The following is an 18,051-nucleotide window of genomic DNA, read 5'->3' as shown; positions in this document are numbered from 1 at the left end:
TAAAAAACGTGTCAGAAAAAAGCAAAGCATTTGAATCAGAGGCAGAAAGCCAAAATTTGGAGCTTCATGAAGCCAAAAAAATGACAATCGGTGAGGCAGTACGCAAGGACTCAGAGCTAAAAGCAGGGATTACCGAGGACGATAGTGTTTTAGACAAATATATTAAGCGGCATCGTAACGAAGTGTCATCACAAAAGTTTGATGCAAAGTATATGGAGTTAGATACAGCAAGTCTGGATAACTTTATCAAAAAACAAAGAGAGGAGCTCAGCAAAGCCGGCTTAGTTGATGTTGAGCCAGTGGACGAGGCTTCAACAGAGGAGAAGCCAGCTGGTGAGACCTCATTCATTGAGCCTCTAGCAGCTAGAGCTGACACTTCAGCGGCAGCTACTGATTCTGCTAGTGACTTTACTGGGCAGCCAGCTGATGACGCAGTTAGCGAGCGGCCTGCAGAAGTAGAGAGTATTTTATCAGATAGCTATGTCAGTCGTAGGTCTAAAAAGAAAAAGCCCCTGTTTGCTATTTTATTAGCCCTGCTAACCCTTGCAGCCTCAGCCTTTGCCCTCAACTATATCTATCAGCTGTCTAAGCATAAGCCTCAGCCAAAGGCTACTATTTCTAAAAAAGCAAGAAGCAAAACGTCAACGGTTAACCAGACCAACAAAACAAAGGCTAATGCTAAAGCCTTTGAAGATCTTTACAAGACATTTTTCACAGATAATGATAAAACAACCCTAAAAAATAGCGCCTTTGATCAGCTACCAGATTTGGAGGCTGCTTTAAAAAGGCTTGAGGGGACAGCCTATTATGACAAGGCTAAGGAAAAGGTTACTGGGCTGAAAAAGCAACTAACAGCGATTCAGGCGGTTAATGGGAAATTTACAACAGCTGCAATTGTCAATGGTGAAAAAGTTGCAGCTGAGGTCAAGGCTAATGCTAATTTTGATGACCTAGCTAGTGATACGCTAACCACCGGTAATGCAAAACTTGATTCATTGCTACAATCAAGCATCAAGGCAGGTCGTGAGCAGCTAGCAAGCAGGTCTGCTACCCAAGCAGCCAGCACTCCAGCTGCTTCTGCCTCACCAGTAAGCCCTGCAGCTCCACAGGCTCCTGCCGTACCAGCTCCAGCTGCTCCAATATATGGCATTACAGGCTATGACCCTTCAATATTGCAGCGTGACCTGTCTCGTGTGCCTTACAATCAGGCTATGATTGCTGATACAGGAAACCCTGCTTGGGCCTTTAATCCAGGTGTGCTTGAGCGTATTGTGGCTACCTCACAAGCAAGGGGTTATATTTCAGGTAATGATTATATTCTGGAGCCGGTCAATATTATCAATGGAAATGGCTACTACAACATGTTTAAGCCTGATGGCACCTATCTCTTTTCATTGAACTGCAAAACAGGCTATTTTGTCGGAAATGGCAAGGGGCATGCAGAGGACTTAGACTATTAATCTTTAGAAGACAAGGTGTGATCCTGAGCTGGATACCCTAGTTATCACAGGTGCTAAAAGGCAAAGGGATTGAGCCCTGCCTTTGGCACCTTTTTGAATGCATTAAAAGCCTCCTTTTCATTAGCAGAAAAGCGAGGCTTTCATTGTTATGAGGTGACATGGCGGTTAAATGGATCGTCAGAGATCCCTTGCTTGAGAATAAGCTGGGCCCATTCCTTAGCAGCAAAAAGGCTGTGGTCCTTGTAATTGCCGCAGGATTCAATGGTTGTTCCGGGAACGTCCTCCCAAGTGATGCCTGTAGCGATTTCCTCTAGGCTGGACGTGATAACCTTAGCAATGTCTGTTGAACTGTGCTTGCCCCACATGATGAGGTGAAAGCCTGTGCGGCAGCCAAAGGGGGAGCAATCAATCATTCCATCAATGCGTTGACGAATGAGCTTGGCTAATAAATGCTCGATGGTGTGTAAACCGGCCGTCTCAATGGCAGCCTGATTAGGCTGAACAAGCCGAACATCAAAATTTGTAATCACATCTCCCTTGGGTCCAAATTCCTCAGAGATTAGTCTTACATAGGGTGCCTTAACAATGGTATGATCAAGCTCAAAGCTTTCAACAATAACTTCTTTTGGCATTAGAAACTCCTTTTTATTTTTATCAATATCATAACATAAAATCACTAGATTTTAGAAAAATGCAGGTGGATTTTAAATTGTCTAAATCTTCATTTTATGATAGACTAGGAGATGGCTTTCTATTAATGAAAACTAAACTATTATTGAGGTAAAGACATGTTAATTAATATCATAACATTGCTTGTCTGTGGCCTCATTGGTGTAATATTAGGTTATGCACTTATTTCGATTAGACTCAAGTCTGCGAAGGAAGCTGCAGAGTTGACTCTTTTAAACGCTGAACAGGATGCTGTTGATATTCGTGGCAAGGCAGAGGCTGATGCTGCTCATATCAAAAAGACAGCACAACGTGAAAGTAAAGCAAGTCGTAAAGAATTACTTTTAGAAGCAAAGGAAGAGGCAAGAAAGTATCGTGAAGAAATTGAACAGGAATTTAAATCTGAAAGACAAGAGCTTAAACAGCTGGAGACGCGCTTAGCAGAGCGTGCTCTAACTCTTGATCGTAAGGATGAAAATCTATCAAGTAAAGAAAAAGTACTAGATAGCAAAGAGCAAAGTCTGACCGATAAATCTAAGCACATTGATGAGCGACAGGCACAGGTTGAAAGGCTTGAGCAAGAAAAAAAGGCAGAGCTCCAACGAGTTGCTGCTATGACTATTGCAGAGGCGCGTGAGGTTATCCTGATGGAGACTGAAAACAAGCTGACGCATGAGATCGCAACACGCATTCGTGATGCAGAGCGTGACATCAAGGACAGGACAGACAAGACTGCTAAGGACCTGCTTGCACAGGCCATGCAACGTATGGCTGGTGAGTATGTGACTGAGCAGACGATTACAAGTGTGCACTTGCCTGATGATAACATGAAAGGGCGTATTATCGGTCGAGAGGGTCGCAATATCCGTACTCTGGAGAGTCTGACAGGGATTGATGTGATCATTGACGATACCCCAGAAGTGGTTGTTTTATCAGGCTTTGACCCTATTCGTCGAGAGATTGCTCGTATGACCCTAGAGTCCTTGATTGCTGATGGTCGTATTCACCCGGCGCGTATCGAGGAATTGGTTGAGAAAAATCGTCTTGAGATGGACAATAGGATTCGTGAATATGGTGAGGCTGCTGCCTATGAGATCGGTGCGCCTAACCTCCACCCGGATTTGATTAAGATCATGGGGCGCTTACAGTTTCGTACCTCATTTGGTCAAAATGTTTTACGCCACTCAGTTGAGGTTGGTAAGCTAGCTGGTATTCTAGCTGGCGAGCTTGGTGAAAATGTGGCACTTGCACGTCGCGCAGGCTTCTTGCACGATATGGGCAAGGCTATTGATCGTGAGGTTGAGGGAAGCCACGTTGAGATTGGTATGGAGTTTGCTCGCAAGTACAAGGAGCACCCTGTTGTAGTGAACACCATAGCCAGCCATCATGGCGATGTCGAGCCAGATTCAGTTATTGCGGTTCTGGTAGCTGCTGCTGATGCTCTTAGCTCTGCTCGTCCAGGTGCTCGCAATGAATCTGTGGAAAACTATATTAAGCGTCTTCGTGACCTTGAAGAAATCGCAACAAGCTTTGATGGTGTTCAAAGCAGCTTTGCCCTCCAAGCCGGTCGAGAGATTCGCATCATGGTTCAGCCAGAAAAGATTTCTGATGACGAGATTGTGGTCCTCTCACATAAGGTCAGAGAAAAGATTGAAAATAATCTGGATTACCCAGGAAATATCAAGGTAACCGTTATTCGTGAAATGCGAGCAATAGATTATGCTAAATAAAAAAGGAAAGAGTGTATGCTTTTCAAAAGCCAGAGCTTAGCCTCTAGCTTTGAGAAGGCGTCTATCTCTTCCTTTTTCTTTCTTAGGATTGGGCTGATAATTGTCTTGAAAAACGATAGCCTTTTTGATAAACTATTAGAAAGCAATCAATAAGGAGAATACAATGTCTGAACGCGGTTTGTTAATCGTTTTCTCTGGCCCCTCAGGCGTCGGAAAGGGAACGGTGAGACAAGAGATTTTTTCAACGCCAGATCATAAATTTGAATATTCTGTTTCGATGACGACACGTCCACAGAGACCAGGTGAAGTTGATGGGGTTGATTATTTCTTCCGCACACGAGAAGAATTTGAAGAGCTAATAAAAAATGGTCAAATGCTAGAATATGCAGAGTATGTCGGCAATTACTATGGCACTCCCTTAACCTATGTTAATGAAACCCTTGATAAGGGTGTTGATGTCTTTTTAGAAATTGAGGTACAGGGTGCTTTGCAGGTAAAGGCTAAGGTGCCTGATGGTGTCTTCATTTTTCTAACGCCGCCAGATTTAGATGAATTGCAGGACCGTCTGGTTGGTCGTGGAACAGACAGCCAAGAGGTGATTGCCAAGCGTATCGAAAGAGCCAAGGAAGAGATTGCACTCATGCGGGAGTATGATTATGCTGTGGTCAACGACGAGGTTCCTCTAGCCGCCGAGCGTGTTAAGCGGATTATTGAGACCGAGCATTTCCGCGTTGAGCGTGTGATTGGTCGCTATGACCAAATGATTAAAACAACAAAATCTCTCAGATGATAGAAATAGAAAAGAGTAAAGCCCATGATGTTAAAACCTTCGATTGATACTTTATTAGATAAAGTCCCATCAAAATATTCACTTGTTATTTTACAGGCCAAGCGTGCCCACGAGTTAGAAGCAGGTGCTACGCCGACACAGGCCTTTAAGTCTGTCAAATCAACGCTTCAGGCACTAGAGGAGATTGAGTCAGGCAATGTTGTGATTCACCCGGACCCTGCTGCTAAGCGTGCGGCTGTTCGTGCAAGGATTGAGGCAGAGCGTTTAGCAAGAGAAGAAGAAGAGCGTAAAATAAAAGAGCAGATTGCAAAAGAAAAAGAAGAAGAGGGAGAAAAAATCTAAGGTTGAGTCAATCTTAGTTTTTTTCATATTGCAGGTCCATTTCTTGATAGAAAGGAAGTCAAAATGCAACACATAGCACAGGTCATTGTTGATATTCCCTTGATGCAAACCGATAAGCCCTTTTCTTATCTTATTCCAGATGAGCTATTATCTCTGGTTAAGATTGGTTCTCGCGTTCATGTGCCCTTTGGTAATGGCAATAGGTTGCTACAGGGCTTTGTTATTGGCTTTTCTAGTCAATCAACGCAGCAATTGAAGGCTATTTGGTCAGTTTTAGATGCTGAGCCTGTCTTGAATCAGGAGCAGGTGGCGTTAGCAGAGCAATTGCGACAAACAGTTTTTTCCTACAAAATCACCCTCTTAAAAGCAATGCTTCCTAGCCTACTCAATTCTCATTACGATCGGCTGCTCACCCCGACAGCTGACTTAGCTGCGGCTGACCTTGCTGATGTTTTCTCTAATGGGGATTCCTTGCTTTATTCTAAGCTAAGTCCAGAGCAGGAAGGACCTGTCCTTAGGCTGATACAGTCTGGTAAGATTAGGGCAACTTATCTAGCCAAGGACAAAAAGACAATCAAAACCGAGACTTACTATCAGGTCAATAGATTAGCCTTACAGGAGCATAAGATTTCAAATCGGGCTAAAAAGCGCCAAGCCTTAAAGGCTTATTTGTTAGCCAATCCACAAAAAAATAAGCTAGCCAAGCTTTATCAGGATTATTCTAGAGAGGTTGTTAGCTATTTTGTGGCCAACCAGCTGATCGAGCTTGAGGAGCGACGTGTCAATCGCAGTGAGGATTATTTCAATCACATCAAGGCAGCCCCGCTCTTAAAGCTTAATCAGCAGCAGCAGCAAGCTGTTGATCAGATTACCAAGGCTGTTGGCAGAGAGGCTAAGCCCTTTTTACTGGAAGGTATTACAGGCTCTGGCAAGACAGAGGTCTATCTTCATGTGATTGCGCATGTGCTTGAGCAAGGAAAGACAGCTATTGTCTTAGTGCCAGAAATCTCCCTCACGCCTCAAATGACCTCTCGATTTATTTCCCGCTTTGGAAGACAGGTCGCTATTATGCATTCAGGCTTGTCAGATGGAGAAAAATTTGACGAATGGCAGAAAATTAAGACAGGGCAGGCTAGAGTGGTGGTCGGTGCTCGCTCTGCTATTTTTTCACCCTTAGAAAATATTGGTGCCATTATTATTGATGAGGAGCATGAGGCCACCTACAAGCAGGAATCTAATCCCAGATACCATGCCAGAGATGTAGCTCTGCTTCGTGCAAGGCACCATAAGGCTGCCTTAGTGCTGGGCTCAGCGACCCCTAGTATTGATAGTCGCGCTAGAGCCAGCAAGGGACTGTATCAGTTTATCCAGCTGACTGAGAGAGCCAATCCTCTTGCCAGTATGCCTCAGGTTGAGATTGTTGATTTTCGAGATTATATTGGTCAGCAGGAGGTTAGCAGCTTCACCCCTTATTTGATTGATAAACTCAAAGAGTGTCTTGCTAGAAAAGAGCAGGCTGTTTTGATGCTCAACAGGCGTGGCTACTCTAGCTTTATCATGTGTCGAGATTGTGGCTATGTTGATCAATGTCCAAATTGTGATATTTCCTTAACCCTCCACATGGATACGAAAACCATGAATTGTCACTATTGCGGCTTTCAAAGAGCTATTCCAAGGCTTTGCCCTAGCTGTCAAGGCAAAAGCATACGCTATTATGGAACAGGGACGCAAAAGGCCTATGATGAGCTTAAGCAGGTATTGCCAGAAGCCAGAATATTACGAATGGACGTGGATACAACACGTAAAAAAGGCAGTCACGAAGCTATTTTAAAGGCGTTTGGCAATGGTGATGCTGATGTGTTGCTTGGCACACAAATGATTGCAAAGGGGTTGGATTTTCCCAATGTTACTCTGGTGGGTGTTTTAAATGCAGATACTTCCTTGCATTTACCTGATTTTAGGGCATCAGAGCGAACCTTTCAATTGCTGACCCAGGTTGCAGGACGAGCAGGGCGTGCAGACAAGCCAGGTGAAGTCCTGATTCAGACCTATAATCCTGAGCATTACGCGATTCAACTGGCTAAAAAGCAGGATTTTGAAGCCTTTTACGCTTATGAAATGGGGCTTCGACGAAAGCTAGGCTATCCTCCCTATTATTTCACAGTAGGTCTGACCCTATCGCATAAGAGTGAGCAGGAGGTGGTCAAAAAGGCCTATCAAATGATGACCATATTGAAGCAGGGCTTGTCTGATCAGATCAGAATATTAGGGCCAACGCCAAAGCCGATTGCAAGAACGCACAATCTTTACCATTATCAGATTATTTTGAAATATCGTTTTGAGGATCAGCTTGAAGCTACCCTGAATCAAATTCTTGATTGGAGTCAAGAGCAGGATAATCGTGAACTAAAGGTTATCATTGATCAAGAGCCACAGAGCTTTATGTAAGTGTTCTTTGCCAGACTTTGCACCAAGCTATGCTATAATGAAAAAGAAAGAAAATAGAGGAAATAGATGACAAGATTAATTTTTATGGGTACCCCCCAGTTTTCAGCAACCGTTTTGCAGGGCTTATTAGAAAACCCAGCCTATGACATTTTAGCGGTTGTGACCCAGCCTGATCGTGCGGTCGGTCGCAAAAAAGAAATCACAATGACACCTGTCAAAGAGCTGGCGCTTGCACATCAGCTGCCTGTTTTTCAGCCTGAGAAGCTATCTGGTTCACAGGAGCTAGCAGATATCATGGCATTAGGAGCAGATGGGATTGTAACGGCAGCCTTTGGGCAATTTTTACCAACAGTCTTATTGGATTCAGTGACATTTGCTGTTAATGTGCATGCGTCCTTGCTTCCTAAATATCGTGGTGGTGCTCCGATTCATTATGCCATTATCAATGGTGATAAGGAGGCCGGGGTTACCATTATGGAGATGGTTAAGGAGATGGACGCTGGGGATATGGTATCAAGCGCAAGCCTTCCGATCTTAGATACTGATAATGTTGGCACTATGTTTGATAAACTGGCCATTCTAGGACGAGATTTATTATTGAAGACCTTGCCTGATTACTTGTCGGGTAACCTAAAGCCAGTTCCTCAAGACCATAGCCAAGCCACCTTTTCTCCGAACCTTTCAGCAGAAGAAGAAAGATTGGACTGGTCAAAGCCAGCAAGAGAGGTGTTTAATCATATCAGAGGAATGAACCCTTGGCCAGTGGCTCATACCTTATTAGATGGGCAGCGCTTCAAAATTTATGAGGCTGAATTGGCTGAAGGCTCTGGGGAAGCCGGACAAATCATCGCTAAAACCAAAAAAGCATTGGTCGTAGCAGCAGGTGAGGGAGCTCTATCCTTGAAGCTCGTCCAACCAGCAGGCAAGCCCAAGATGCCTATTGTTGACTTTTTAAATGGTGTTGGCAGAGGCCTAGAGGTGGGTGATGTCCTTGGCAAATGATTGGAAAAAATCAGCTAGAGGACAGGCGCTACTTATCGTTGAGGATATTTTTGACCATGGAGCTTATTCTAACCTTGCCTTGAAGCACCAGCTGGCGAATCAGTCTCTAAGTGATAAGGACAAGGCCCTGGTCACAGAGATTGTTTACGGGACTATCTCTAGGAAGATAACCCTAGAATGGTATCTGGCTCACTATATTGAGGACCGAGACAGGCTGGATAAATGGGTTTATTATCTCTTGATGCTTAGCCTTTACCAGCTGGCTTACCTAGACAAGGTGCCTGCTCATGCTATTGTTAATGACGCTGTTAACCTTGCCAAGGCGAGAACTCATGGCAGAGGAGCAGATAAGCTGGTCAATGCCGTTTTGCGCCAGCTGACCAATAAGCCCTTACCAGATATCAAGAGCATCAAGCGAAAAAACAAATACTATGCTGTTGCTTACTCAGTACCGGTCTGGCTAGTCAAAAAATTGATCGACCAATTTGGCGAGAAGCGAGCTGTAGCAATCATGGAAAGTCTTTTTGTGAGAAGCAGAGCCAGCATACGTGTCACAGATCTGGCAAAGTTTGATGAGATCAAGCAAGCAACAGGCTCAGAGCAATCATTACTTGCTGAGACTGGTCTGACCAAGAGAGCTGGTCATTTTGCTGCCAGCAGCTATTTCATCAATGGGGACATTACGATCCAAGATGAGACCAGTCAGCTAGTTGCCCCGACGCTCGATATTCAAGGACAGGAAATGATTTTAGATGCCTGTAGCGCACCCGGAGGGAAAACAGCTCACATCGCTTCTTATTTGACAAGTGGGAGAGTGACAGCTCTCGATTTGTATGAGCATAAGCTGGTCTTAGTAAATGAAAATGCCAAGCGTCTAGGGGTAGCAGATCGGGTTGATACTAAGATGCTTGATGCTAGAGAGGCCCATAGGTATTTTGCCAAGGATAGCTTTGATAAGATTTTAGTTGATGCTCCCTGCTCTGGCATTGGTCTCATAAGGCGTAAGCCAGATATTAAGTATAACAAGGAAGGGCAGGACTTCCAGCAATTGCAGGAAATTCAGCTGGAGATATTATCTAGTGTTTGTCAAACGCTGCGAAAAGGTGGTATAATAACCTATAGCACTTGTACGATTTTTGATGAAGAGAATTTCCAAGTTATTGACAAATTTTTACAACGTCATCCTAATTTTGAACAAGTAACACTCAAGCATGCACAAGCAGATATTGTCAAGGACGGTTGTCTTATGATTACACCAGAGCAATACCAGACTGATGGCTTCTTTATTGGGCAAGTCAGACGAGTCTTGTAGTATTTAGGAGGAGACTGACCTAGTCAGAAAAGATTATATGAAGATTTCATTAAAAACCGATATTGGGCAAAAGCGCTCAAACAATCAAGATTTTATCAACAAGTTTGATAATAAAAAAGGCATTACCCTTGTTATCCTAGCAGACGGTATGGGAGGTCACAGGGCAGGAAATATTGCCAGTGAGATGACTGTTACAGACCTAGGCAGGGAATGGGTTAAGACTGATTTTACTGAGCTTAGTCAGATCAAGGACTGGCTGCTAGCAACTATCGAAGCAGAGAACCAACGCATCTATGACTTGGGACAGTCTGAGGATTATAAGGGAATGGGAACAACCGTTGAGGCAGTTGCCCTAGTTGATTCTAATGCGATTTACGCTCATATTGGCGACTCTCGTATCGGCTTGGTTCATGAGGGAAATTATAGCCTTTTAACTAGTGATCATTCCTTGGTTAATGCCTTAGTTAAGGCTGGTCAGATTACCGAAGAGGAGGCTGCTAGCCACCCACAAAAAAATATCATCACACAATCTATAGGTCAAGCCTCGCCAGTAGAGCCAGACTTAGGTGTCAAGGTTTTAGAAAAGGGCGACTACCTAGTGATTAATAGTGACGGCTTAACCAATATGATTGCTAATGAGGAGATTGTTGACATATTATGTCAAGATATCAGCCTTGATGAGAAAAATCAAGCCTTGATTGACCTGGCAAACCAAAGAGGAGGTCTAGACAACATCACCGTTGCTTTGGTGCATAAGGAAAGCGGGGAAGCAGAATGATTCAGATTGGCAAGCTATTTGCTGGTCGTTATCGCATTCTAAAATCTATAGGCCGCGGTGGTATGGCGGATGTTTATTTAGCAAACGATTTGATTCTGGATAATGAGGACGTTGCCATTAAGGTCTTGCGGACCAATTATCAAACAGATCAGGTTGCTGTTGCGCGTTTTCAAAGAGAAGCGCGAGCCATGGCTGAATTAAATCACCCCAATATTGTTGCCATTCGGGATATAGGCGAGGAAGACGGACAGCAATTTTTAGTAATGGAATACGTTGATGGCTCTGACTTGAAAAAATACATTCAGGATCATGCGCCATTATCCAACAATGAGGTGGTGAGAATCATGGAGGAGGTTCTTTCTGCCATGACTCTGGCCCATCAAAAAGGAATTGTCCACAGGGATTTAAAGCCTCAAAATATTCTTTTAACCAAATCAGGTGTTGTTAAGGTTACAGATTTTGGGATTGCTGTTGCCTTTGCAGAGACCAGCCTAACCCAGACAAATTCTATGCTAGGAAGTGTGCATTACCTCTCACCTGAGCAAGCGCGTGGTTCTAAAGCGACAATTCAAAGTGATATTTACGCGATGGGAATCATGCTCTTTGAAATGCTAACAGGGCATATTCCTTATGATGGCGATAGCGCTGTGACGATTGCTCTGCAGCATTTTCAAAAGCCGCTGCCCTCTATCATTGATGAAAATCCTAATGTGCCTCAAGCTTTGGAAAATGTTGTTATTCGGGCCACTGCCAAAAAGCTAAGTGACCGTTATCGCTCGACCTTTGAGATGAGCAGGGATTTGATGACAGCCCTTAGTTATAATCGCAGTCGTGAGCGTAAGGTTGTTTTTAATGATGTCGAAAGCACAAAGCCCTTGCCAAAGGTAACACCGACTCCTGTAACAGCACCTAAGGTATCAAATGCTAGTCAGGCATCTGCGGCAGCTGATGCTAGACTTGAGCAGACTAGCCAGATGGATACTCTGCAAAAGCCTCAAAAAAAGAAAAAAAATGGGCGTTTTCTAGGAACACTCTTAAAAATCTTGTTTTCCTTTTTTGTTGTTGGTGTGGCTCTTTTTGCTTATTTGGTCTTGACCAAGCCAACTACGGTTAAGGTTCCTGATGTGACAGGCTCTAGTCTCAATGCTGCCAAGCAGGTCTTGGAGGAGGCGGGACTAAAGGTCGGTAAGGTCCATCAGATTGAAAGTGACACAGTTAGTGAGGATCAGGTGGTTAAGACAAATCCTCAAGCTGGCTCAGCTAAGCGAAAAGGCTCCAGCGTTGACCTTTACCTTTCGATCGGAAATAAAGGCTTTGAGATGGAAAATTATAAGGGACAGGATTATCAAGATGTGATGACCAGTCTGACTGAGACCTATGGTGTACCAAAGTCAAAAATCAAGATTGAGCGTATCGTGACAAATGAATACCCTGAAAACACCGTTATTAGCCAGTCTCCAAGCGCGGGAGAAAAATTTAACCCAGCTGGTAAATCCAAGATTACTCTCAGTGTAGCAGTGGGTGATACGGTCATCATGCCAATGGTAACTGAGTACAGCTATGCAGACGCAGTCAATACACTAACAGCCCTAGGAATTGATGCCGCAAGAATCAAGGCCTATGTACCAAGCTCCAGCTCTCCGACAGGCTTTGTGCAGGTGAGCTCCCCAAGCTCAAAGGCGATTGTCAGTGGGCAGACACCGTATTATGGTACCCAGATTAGCCTTTCTGAAAAGGGTGATATTAGCCTCTACCTCTACCCTGAGGAGACACGTGCATCAAGCAGCTCATCGAGCTCTGATACCTCGGCTCCTAATCCATCAGCTGGAGATACAACAGACTCAAGCAGTCATACCGAATTAGGTCAAAATGACGCTGTTACAACACCGTAAACGTAAATAGGATATAGAATATCTGGCTTGCCCATAGTTGCTAAGCTAGGTATTCTTTTTTTACTAGAATGCCACTCAAGGGTGAATTTTTGCTTAATTTTTGATAAAATGTCAGGGTAATGGAAGGAGTCTAATGAAAAAATTTCAATTCTTTCTGCTTGTTGAATGCATACTGTTGGCTATGGGGATTATGACCATTTTGGCCAACGATTTATCAAGCTTTATTTTAATTTTGGTCTTGATTTTATTGGCTCTGCGTTTTTATAATCAAGATACCCGCAATAGCTTTTTGCTAACAGTTAGCTTATTGCTTTTGTTCTTAATTTTTATGCTGAACCCTTATATTATTATGGCGGTTCTGTTGGGAATTGTGTATGTGATTATCAATCACTTTTCACAAGTAAAAAAGAAGAATCGATTTGCCCTCATTCGGTTTGCAGAAGAAAAAATGACTGTGCGACAGGTCAAAAATCAATGGCTTGGCGCAGCTAACTATGAAAGTGATTATTATTCCTTTGAGGATATCAATATTATTCGTGCCTCTGGCAATGATACGATTGATCTGACAAATGTGATTGTGACTGGAATGGACAATGTCATCATTATCAGAAAGATCTTTGGCAATACAAAGATTCTAGTGCCTATTGATGTGGCTGTTACCTTAGAGGTCAGCTCTATCTATGCTAGTGTTGATTTTTTTGAGCTTCAAGAATACGATTTACGAAATGAATCTATTACCCTAGGAGAGGCCGAGGACAGCAGCTTAAAGAAGGTTAAGATTATCGTATCCACTATAGCAGGAAATGTCGAGGTGGCTAGACGATGAAAAAAAGGTATTATGCTTTGGTCTGGCTTTATTCGACTATAACCATTTTATCAATTGTTTTTGTTGTGATGGATAATCTGGGGATCACCTTTGACTACTTGCGAAGCCATTTATGGCAGCTAGAGCGCTTGGTGTTTTCAGTTGTGCTGCTTATCATCTCTGTAACTTTGCTGCTGCTTTTGTTGTGGATTATTTTAGATGATAATAGCAAGCGGAGCATCAATAAAAATTTACGCAGGATTCTCAACAATCAAAGAATTCATTTGGAGGAGACCTCTGAAATCAACACGAATTTGACCAGACTTTCTGCGAAAATGTCTCATATAACAACCAATATCCAGAAAAAAGAGAATGCTTATATTTTAGATAGTCAAAAAATTGTTCAACAGGAACGTAAACGAATCGCTAGAGACCTGCACGACACTGTTAGTCAAGAATTGTTTGCTTCGTCGATGATTTTGTCAGGGGTTTCTATGAGCCTAGATCAGATGGATAAGGAGCAGCTACAGCAGCAATTAGTTACTGTTGAAGCCATGCTGCAAAATGCTCAAAATGATTTACGCATTTTATTGTTGCACCTGCGCCCGACAGAATTGGCAAATCGCAGCCTATCAGAAGGATTTACGATGATTCTCAAGGAGCTAACTGATAAAAGCGGCATTGAGGTTGTCTATAAGGAAGATATTGGCACTCTGCCAAAGGCCATAGAGGATAACCTCTTTAGGATCGCTCAGGAATTTATCAGCAATACCCTCAAGCATGCTAAGGCGAGCCGCCTTGAGGTGTACCTGAACCAAACACCAACAGAGCTACAGCTAAAAATGGTTGATAATGGGGTTGGTTTTGACATAGATCAGGTTAGGGAATTAAGCTATGGCCTTAAAAATATTGAAGATCGTGTGAATGACCTAGCTGGAACGCTTCGTTTGATTAGTCAAAAAGGAAAGGGCGTTTCGATGGACATTAGACTGCCACTTGTGATGGGAGATGAAGATGAGTAATATAACCGTAATATTAGTTGATGACCATGAAATGGTCCGAATGGGCTTAAAGAGCTTCTTAAATTTGCAGCAAGATGTTGATGTCATAGGTGAGGCTTCTAATGGTCGTGAAGGAGTTGAGCTTGCCCTTGCATTGAGACCAGATGTCGTGGTTATGGATTTGGTAATGCCCGAATTAGGAGGTGTGGAGGCAACCTTGGAAATCCTATCCAAATGGAAGGAAGCAAGAGTGTTGGTGTTAACCTCTTATCTTGATAACGAAAAAATTTACCCTGTCATTGACGCAGGAGCTAAGGGCTATATGTTAAAAACATCAAGTGCAGCTGAAATCCTAAATGCTATTAGAAAAGTTGCTAAGGGTGAGCTTGCCATTGAAACGGAGGTTGACAAGAAGATTAAGGCACATGATCAGCAGCCTGATTTACATGAAGAGCTAACAGCGCGTGAATACGATATTCTGCATTTATTGGCTAAGGGCTATGACAATCAGACCATTGCTGATGAGCTTTTTATATCCTTGAAGACAGTTAAAACTCACGTGTCAAATATTTTAGCCAAATTGCAGGTTGATGATCGTACTCAGGCTGTTGTATACGCTTTCCGACACCATTTAGTGCCCCAAGATGATCATTAATGCTATAATAGTATCATTGCAATGGAGGAAAGTATGGACGCAAAATTAAAGTATAAGGCCAAGAAAATCAAGATGGTTTTCTTTGACATAGATGATACCCTGCGCGTAAAGGACACAGGCTATATGCCAGAGTCTATCCAGAGGATTTTCAAAGAGCTCAAGAAAAAAGGAATCCTAACAGGAATTGCTTCGGGCCGCGCCAGATATGGAGTGCCCAAGGAGGTTCAGGATTTAGAGGCAGATTATTGTGTTAAGCTAAACGGCGCTTATGTGAAGGACAATCAAAAAAACATTATCTTTCAGGCGCCTATCCCAGCAGACACCGTTGTAGCCTATAAAGACTGGGCCAATACAGTCGGTATCGATTATGGCATGGCAGGACGTCACGAGGCTGTCTTATCAGCTCGTAATGAGATGATTAGTGATGCTATTGATAAGGTTTACTCCACACTAGAGGTATGCCCAGATTACAATGAACACCACGATGTCTATCAAATGTGGACCTTTGAGGACAAGGGAGATGACCTGCAATTACCTGCTGAATTGGCTGAGCAGCTTCGCCTGGTAAGGTGGCATGATCACTCCTCTGATGTGGTCCTAAAGGGCACCTCTAAGGCTTTAGGTGTATCAAAGGTTGTTGAGCATTTAGGCTTAAAACCTGAAAATATCCTGGTCTTTGGTGATGAGCTCAATGATTTAGAGCTATTTGATTATGCTGGCATCAGCATTGCTATGGGGGTTTCTCACCCACAATTACAAGAAAAAGCAGATTTTATTACTAAAACAGTTGAAGAAAACGGCATTTTATATGCCTTGGAGGAATTAGGTTTGATTGATAAAGAATTACATTTTCCGCAGCTAGACTTGGCTAGCTATGAAGGACCAAGAGTGGTGATGAAAACAAATCATGGTGAGCTGACACTGGCTTTATTTCCAGAGCATGCCCCAAAAACAGTTGCTAACTTCTTAGGTCTAGCTAAGGAAGGCTACTATAATGGTGTTATTTTCCATCGTATTATTGTAGATTTTATGATTCAAGGTGGAGATCCGACTGGCACTGGAATGGGTGGGCAATCCATCTATGGTCAAAGCTTTGAGGATGAGTTTTCAGAGGAATTGTACAACCTTCGCGGAGCCCTTTCGATGGCTAATGCAGGACCAAATACAAACGGCAGCCAATTCTTTATCGTCCAGAATACAAGCCTTCCTTATTCTCAAAAGGAATTAGAGCGTGGTGGCTGGCCAAAGGAAATTGCAGCAGCCTACGCTGAGCATGGGGGGACTCCTCACCTTGATCGTCGCCATACAGTGTTTGGTCAGCTGGCTGATGAAGCCTCTTATCAGGTTTTGGATAACATTGCTGCTGTCGAAACAGGGGCACAAGACAAGCCAAAAGAGGACGTTGTCATTGAGGCCATCGAGGTATTTGATTGATGAAAATTGGCGATAAGCTGCATGGGACCATTACAGGAATCAAACCCTATGGAGCCTTTGTTGCCCTTGAAAATGGGACAACAGGTCTCATTCATATTTCAGAAATTAAGACGGGGTTTATTGATAATATTCATCAGATCCTAAGGCTTGGTGAGGCGGTTTTAGTTCAGGTCATTGACTATGACGAATATAGTCATAAGGTCAGCCTGTCCTTGAGAACTTTGGAGGAGGAAAAGCATCATGTGTCAAGTCATCATCGCTTTTCAAACAGCCGTTATAAGATTGGCTTTAAACCTCTTGAAGCCAGCTTACCCAATTGGATTGAGGAAGGCTTAGACCACTTTAAGCAGGAAAAATCGTAAACAGACTTGGAAACATAAAAAACCGAGAAACAGCTATATGAACTGTTCCTCGGTTTTTTGCTATCAGCTCTAGACCAATCATCTTACTTATCTCAAAGCTATCTTCAGAAAAAGCCAACTGTAATTGCCAATCCTCTTTGAATACTTAGGCTACTAGCTTGAGTATTCTTAGCTTGTGGTAAAAGCAGCTAGAATATTGACAGATCAAAAGCTTGTTTCCAAGAAGCTAGGAGCTCTTGGGCGCTTAAGCTTGATATGCCTATATTCACTGTTAGAAAGGAATCAAAGTAAGCATTTTTCCATAGGCTAGCTGACTTGCCTTTAAGTGGTGGCTAAGTAAGAGCGATGATGTGTGCTTAAAAGTTTGTTGCAGCTGATGGGACTGGACTAGCGCTGATGTGTTCTGCTTTTTATCCTAATCAAACTGATAAAGGGCAGTAGACAGGTATCGCTCACCATTATCTGGTAATATAGCTAAGACCTTTTTACCTTTTCCAAGCTCCTTAGCGGCTTGAATAGCAGCATAAACAGCAGCTCCAGAAGAAATGCCTACAAGAAAGCCCTCCTTAGCCCCGATTGACCGAGCAGTGGCAAGGGCAGCCTCTGACGCTACTCGAATGATGTGGTCATAGGCCTCTGTATCTAAGGTATTTGGGATAAAGCCAGCTGAAATCCCTTGAATCTTGTGCGGAGAAGGCTCTTCACCAGATAAGACGGCAGATTCATCTGCTTCCACAGCATAGATAGAAATATCAGGATTAACAGCTTTTAAGGCATGCGCAACACCAGAAATAGTGCCACCAGTTCCCACACCAGAAACAAAGGCATCAAGTCCTTTTTCTCCAAAAGCCTCGATAATTTCTTGCCCTGTTGTCTCCTCATGGACCTTGGGATTGGCAGGATTGTCAAATTGTGAGGGCATCCAAGCACCAGTCTCTCTGGCAATCTCTTCTGCTTTAGCAATCGCGCCTTTCATCCCATCACTACCCGGGGTCAAAACAAGCTCTGCTCCGTAAGCTTGAATGATTTGACGTCTTTCAATACTCATTGTCTCAGGCATTACAATAAGCACTCGGTAGCCTTTTGCAGCCCCAACCCAGGATAAGCCAATCCCTGTATTGCCACTAGTTGGCTCAACGATTGTATCACCTGGCTTGATCATGCTGGCTTTCTCCGCAGCTTCAATCATTGCAAGTGCGATGCGGTCCTTGACTGAGGAGCCTGGATTAAAAGCCTCTAGCTTGACATAAATATCGGCAGCCTCTTCTGGACTGGTGTTTCTCAATTTAATGATAGGGGTTTTACCAACCAATTCTGTAATGTTGTGATATAGCTTTGACATAGGTCCTCCTTTTTATCCTTGTATCAATA

16 protein-coding genes are annotated in these 18,051 nt (G+C 43.3%); 14 read left to right on the top strand and 2 right to left on the bottom strand.

Going from position 1 to position 18,051, the window contains the following annotated elements:
• Positions 1-8: 8 nt before the first annotated feature.
• On the top strand, positions 9-1,460 hold the full coding sequence (locus I2432_RS08095; RefSeq protein ID WP_206158719.1) for a cell division site-positioning protein MapZ family protein: 1,452 nt from the start codon (positions 9-11) through the stop codon (positions 1,458-1,460).
• 146 nt (positions 1,461-1,606) lie between these two features.
• Here the strand turns inward: I2432_RS08095 and I2432_RS08090 are convergent, their stop codons facing one another.
• Positions 1,607-2,092: an S-ribosylhomocysteine lyase gene (locus I2432_RS08090; RefSeq protein ID WP_012677489.1), complete on the bottom strand. Its 486-nt coding sequence runs from the start codon at positions 2,090-2,092 to the stop codon at positions 1,607-1,609.
• Positions 2,093-2,248: 156 nt separating this feature from the next.
• Between I2432_RS08090 and I2432_RS08085 the strand changes: the two genes are divergently transcribed.
• From I2432_RS08085 to I2432_RS08025, 13 genes are all read left to right on the top strand, one after another.
• Positions 2,249-3,859 carry a ribonuclease Y gene (locus I2432_RS08085; RefSeq protein ID WP_111678391.1) on the top strand — a complete coding sequence of 537 codons (1,611 nt, stop codon included), beginning with the start codon at positions 2,249-2,251 and terminating at the stop codon, positions 3,857-3,859.
• 163 nt (positions 3,860-4,022) lie between these two features.
• Entirely contained in the window at positions 4,023-4,649 is a 627-nt protein-coding gene (gmk, locus tag I2432_RS08080; protein ID WP_012516151.1) for a guanylate kinase, read from the top strand.
• A gap of 24 nt (positions 4,650-4,673) precedes the next feature.
• Complete coding sequence (gene rpoZ / locus I2432_RS08075) at positions 4,674-4,991, top strand: DNA-directed RNA polymerase subunit omega (RefSeq protein ID WP_012516150.1); 318 nt, start codon at positions 4,674-4,676, stop codon at positions 4,989-4,991.
• Positions 4,992-5,054: 63 nt separating this feature from the next.
• Positions 5,055-7,439 (top strand): primosomal protein N', encoded by a 2,385-nt coding sequence (locus tag I2432_RS08070; RefSeq protein ID WP_111678389.1) that lies wholly within the window; start codon positions 5,055-5,057, stop codon positions 7,437-7,439.
• A 66-nt stretch (positions 7,440-7,505) separates the two neighbouring features.
• Complete coding sequence (gene fmt / locus I2432_RS08065; RefSeq protein ID WP_111678387.1) at positions 7,506-8,441, top strand: methionyl-tRNA formyltransferase; 936 nt, start codon at positions 7,506-7,508, stop codon at positions 8,439-8,441.
• Complete coding sequence (gene rsmB, locus I2432_RS08060) at positions 8,431-9,753, top strand: 16S rRNA (cytosine(967)-C(5))-methyltransferase RsmB (RefSeq protein WP_111678857.1); 1,323 nt, start codon at positions 8,431-8,433, stop codon at positions 9,751-9,753. The genes fmt and rsmB overlap by 11 nt, the downstream gene beginning before the upstream one ends.
• 37 nt (positions 9,754-9,790) lie before the next feature.
• The gene (locus tag I2432_RS08055; RefSeq protein ID WP_111678385.1) at positions 9,791-10,531 is read left to right on the top strand and encodes a Stp1/IreP family PP2C-type Ser/Thr phosphatase; all 741 of its coding nucleotides are present in this window, start codon (positions 9,791-9,793) and stop codon (positions 10,529-10,531) included.
• Positions 10,528-12,423: a Stk1 family PASTA domain-containing Ser/Thr kinase gene (gene pknB / locus I2432_RS08050; RefSeq protein WP_111678383.1), complete on the top strand. Its 1,896-nt coding sequence runs from the start codon at positions 10,528-10,530 to the stop codon at positions 12,421-12,423. Before I2432_RS08055 ends, pknB begins: the two co-directional genes overlap by 4 nt.
• Positions 12,424-12,556: 133 nt before the next feature.
• Positions 12,557-13,249: a cell wall-active antibiotics response protein LiaF gene (gene liaF, locus I2432_RS08045; protein WP_111678381.1), complete on the top strand. Its 693-nt coding sequence runs from the start codon at positions 12,557-12,559 to the stop codon at positions 13,247-13,249.
• Positions 13,246-14,250: an envelope stress sensor histidine kinase LiaS gene (locus tag I2432_RS08040; protein ID WP_111678379.1), complete on the top strand. Its 1,005-nt coding sequence runs from the start codon at positions 13,246-13,248 to the stop codon at positions 14,248-14,250. The genes liaF and I2432_RS08040 overlap by 4 nt, the downstream gene beginning before the upstream one ends.
• Entirely contained in the window at positions 14,243-14,884 is a 642-nt protein-coding gene (locus I2432_RS08035) for a response regulator transcription factor (protein ID WP_021321066.1), read from the top strand. Before I2432_RS08040 ends, I2432_RS08035 begins: the two co-directional genes overlap by 8 nt.
• A gap of 33 nt (positions 14,885-14,917) precedes the next feature.
• Positions 14,918-16,318 carry a bifunctional Cof-type HAD-IIB family hydrolase/peptidylprolyl isomerase gene (locus tag I2432_RS08030; protein ID WP_111678377.1) on the top strand — a complete coding sequence of 467 codons (1,401 nt, stop codon included), beginning with the start codon at positions 14,918-14,920 and terminating at the stop codon, positions 16,316-16,318.
• Positions 16,318-16,680 (top strand): S1 RNA-binding domain-containing protein, encoded by a 363-nt coding sequence (locus I2432_RS08025; protein ID WP_012516140.1) that lies wholly within the window; start codon positions 16,318-16,320, stop codon positions 16,678-16,680. Before I2432_RS08030 ends, I2432_RS08025 begins: the two co-directional genes overlap by 1 nt.
• A 415-nt stretch (positions 16,681-17,095) precedes the next feature.
• Here the strand turns inward: I2432_RS08025 and cysK are convergent, their stop codons facing one another.
• Positions 17,096-18,022 carry a cysteine synthase A gene (gene cysK, locus I2432_RS08020; protein ID WP_111678375.1) on the bottom strand — a complete coding sequence of 309 codons (927 nt, stop codon included), beginning with the start codon at positions 18,020-18,022 and terminating at the stop codon, positions 17,096-17,098.
• Positions 18,023-18,051: the final 29 nt, after the last annotated feature.

It is taken from the genome of Streptococcus equi subsp. zooepidemicus (assembly GCF_015689395.1).
Taxonomy (GTDB): Bacteria; Bacillota; Bacilli; order Lactobacillales; family Streptococcaceae; genus Streptococcus; species Streptococcus equi.
The sequence above is the reverse complement of the archived record's forward strand: the minus strand, read 5'-3'. Positions and strand labels throughout refer to the sequence as shown.

Coding starts and splice junctions, on each gene's coding strand:
- I2432_RS08035 (WP_021321066.1), top strand. CDS start 14,243: ATGAGTAATATAACCGTAATATTAGTTGATGACCATGAAATGGTCCGA.
- I2432_RS08090 (WP_012677489.1), bottom strand. CDS start 2,092: ATGCCAAAAGAAGTTATTGTTGAAAGCTTTGAGCTTGATCATACCATT.
- I2432_RS08025 (WP_012516140.1), top strand. CDS start 16,318: ATGAAAATTGGCGATAAGCTGCATGGGACCATTACAGGAATCAAACCC.
- liaF (WP_111678381.1), top strand. CDS start 12,557: ATGAAAAAATTTCAATTCTTTCTGCTTGTTGAATGCATACTGTTGGCT.
- fmt (WP_111678387.1), top strand. CDS start 7,506: ATGACAAGATTAATTTTTATGGGTACCCCCCAGTTTTCAGCAACCGTT.
- pknB (WP_111678383.1), top strand. CDS start 10,528: ATGATTCAGATTGGCAAGCTATTTGCTGGTCGTTATCGCATTCTAAAA.
- I2432_RS08055 (WP_111678385.1), top strand. CDS start 9,791: ATGAAGATTTCATTAAAAACCGATATTGGGCAAAAGCGCTCAAACAAT.
- gmk (WP_012516151.1), top strand. CDS start 4,023: ATGTCTGAACGCGGTTTGTTAATCGTTTTCTCTGGCCCCTCAGGCGTC.
- I2432_RS08040 (WP_111678379.1), top strand. CDS start 13,246: ATGAAAAAAAGGTATTATGCTTTGGTCTGGCTTTATTCGACTATAACC.
- I2432_RS08070 (WP_111678389.1), top strand. CDS start 5,055: ATGCAACACATAGCACAGGTCATTGTTGATATTCCCTTGATGCAAACC.
- I2432_RS08085 (WP_111678391.1), top strand. CDS start 2,249: ATGTTAATTAATATCATAACATTGCTTGTCTGTGGCCTCATTGGTGTA.
- cysK (WP_111678375.1), bottom strand. CDS start 18,022: ATGTCAAAGCTATATCACAACATTACAGAATTGGTTGGTAAAACCCCT.
- I2432_RS08030 (WP_111678377.1), top strand. CDS start 14,918: ATGGACGCAAAATTAAAGTATAAGGCCAAGAAAATCAAGATGGTTTTC.
- rpoZ (WP_012516150.1), top strand. CDS start 4,674: ATGATGTTAAAACCTTCGATTGATACTTTATTAGATAAAGTCCCATCA.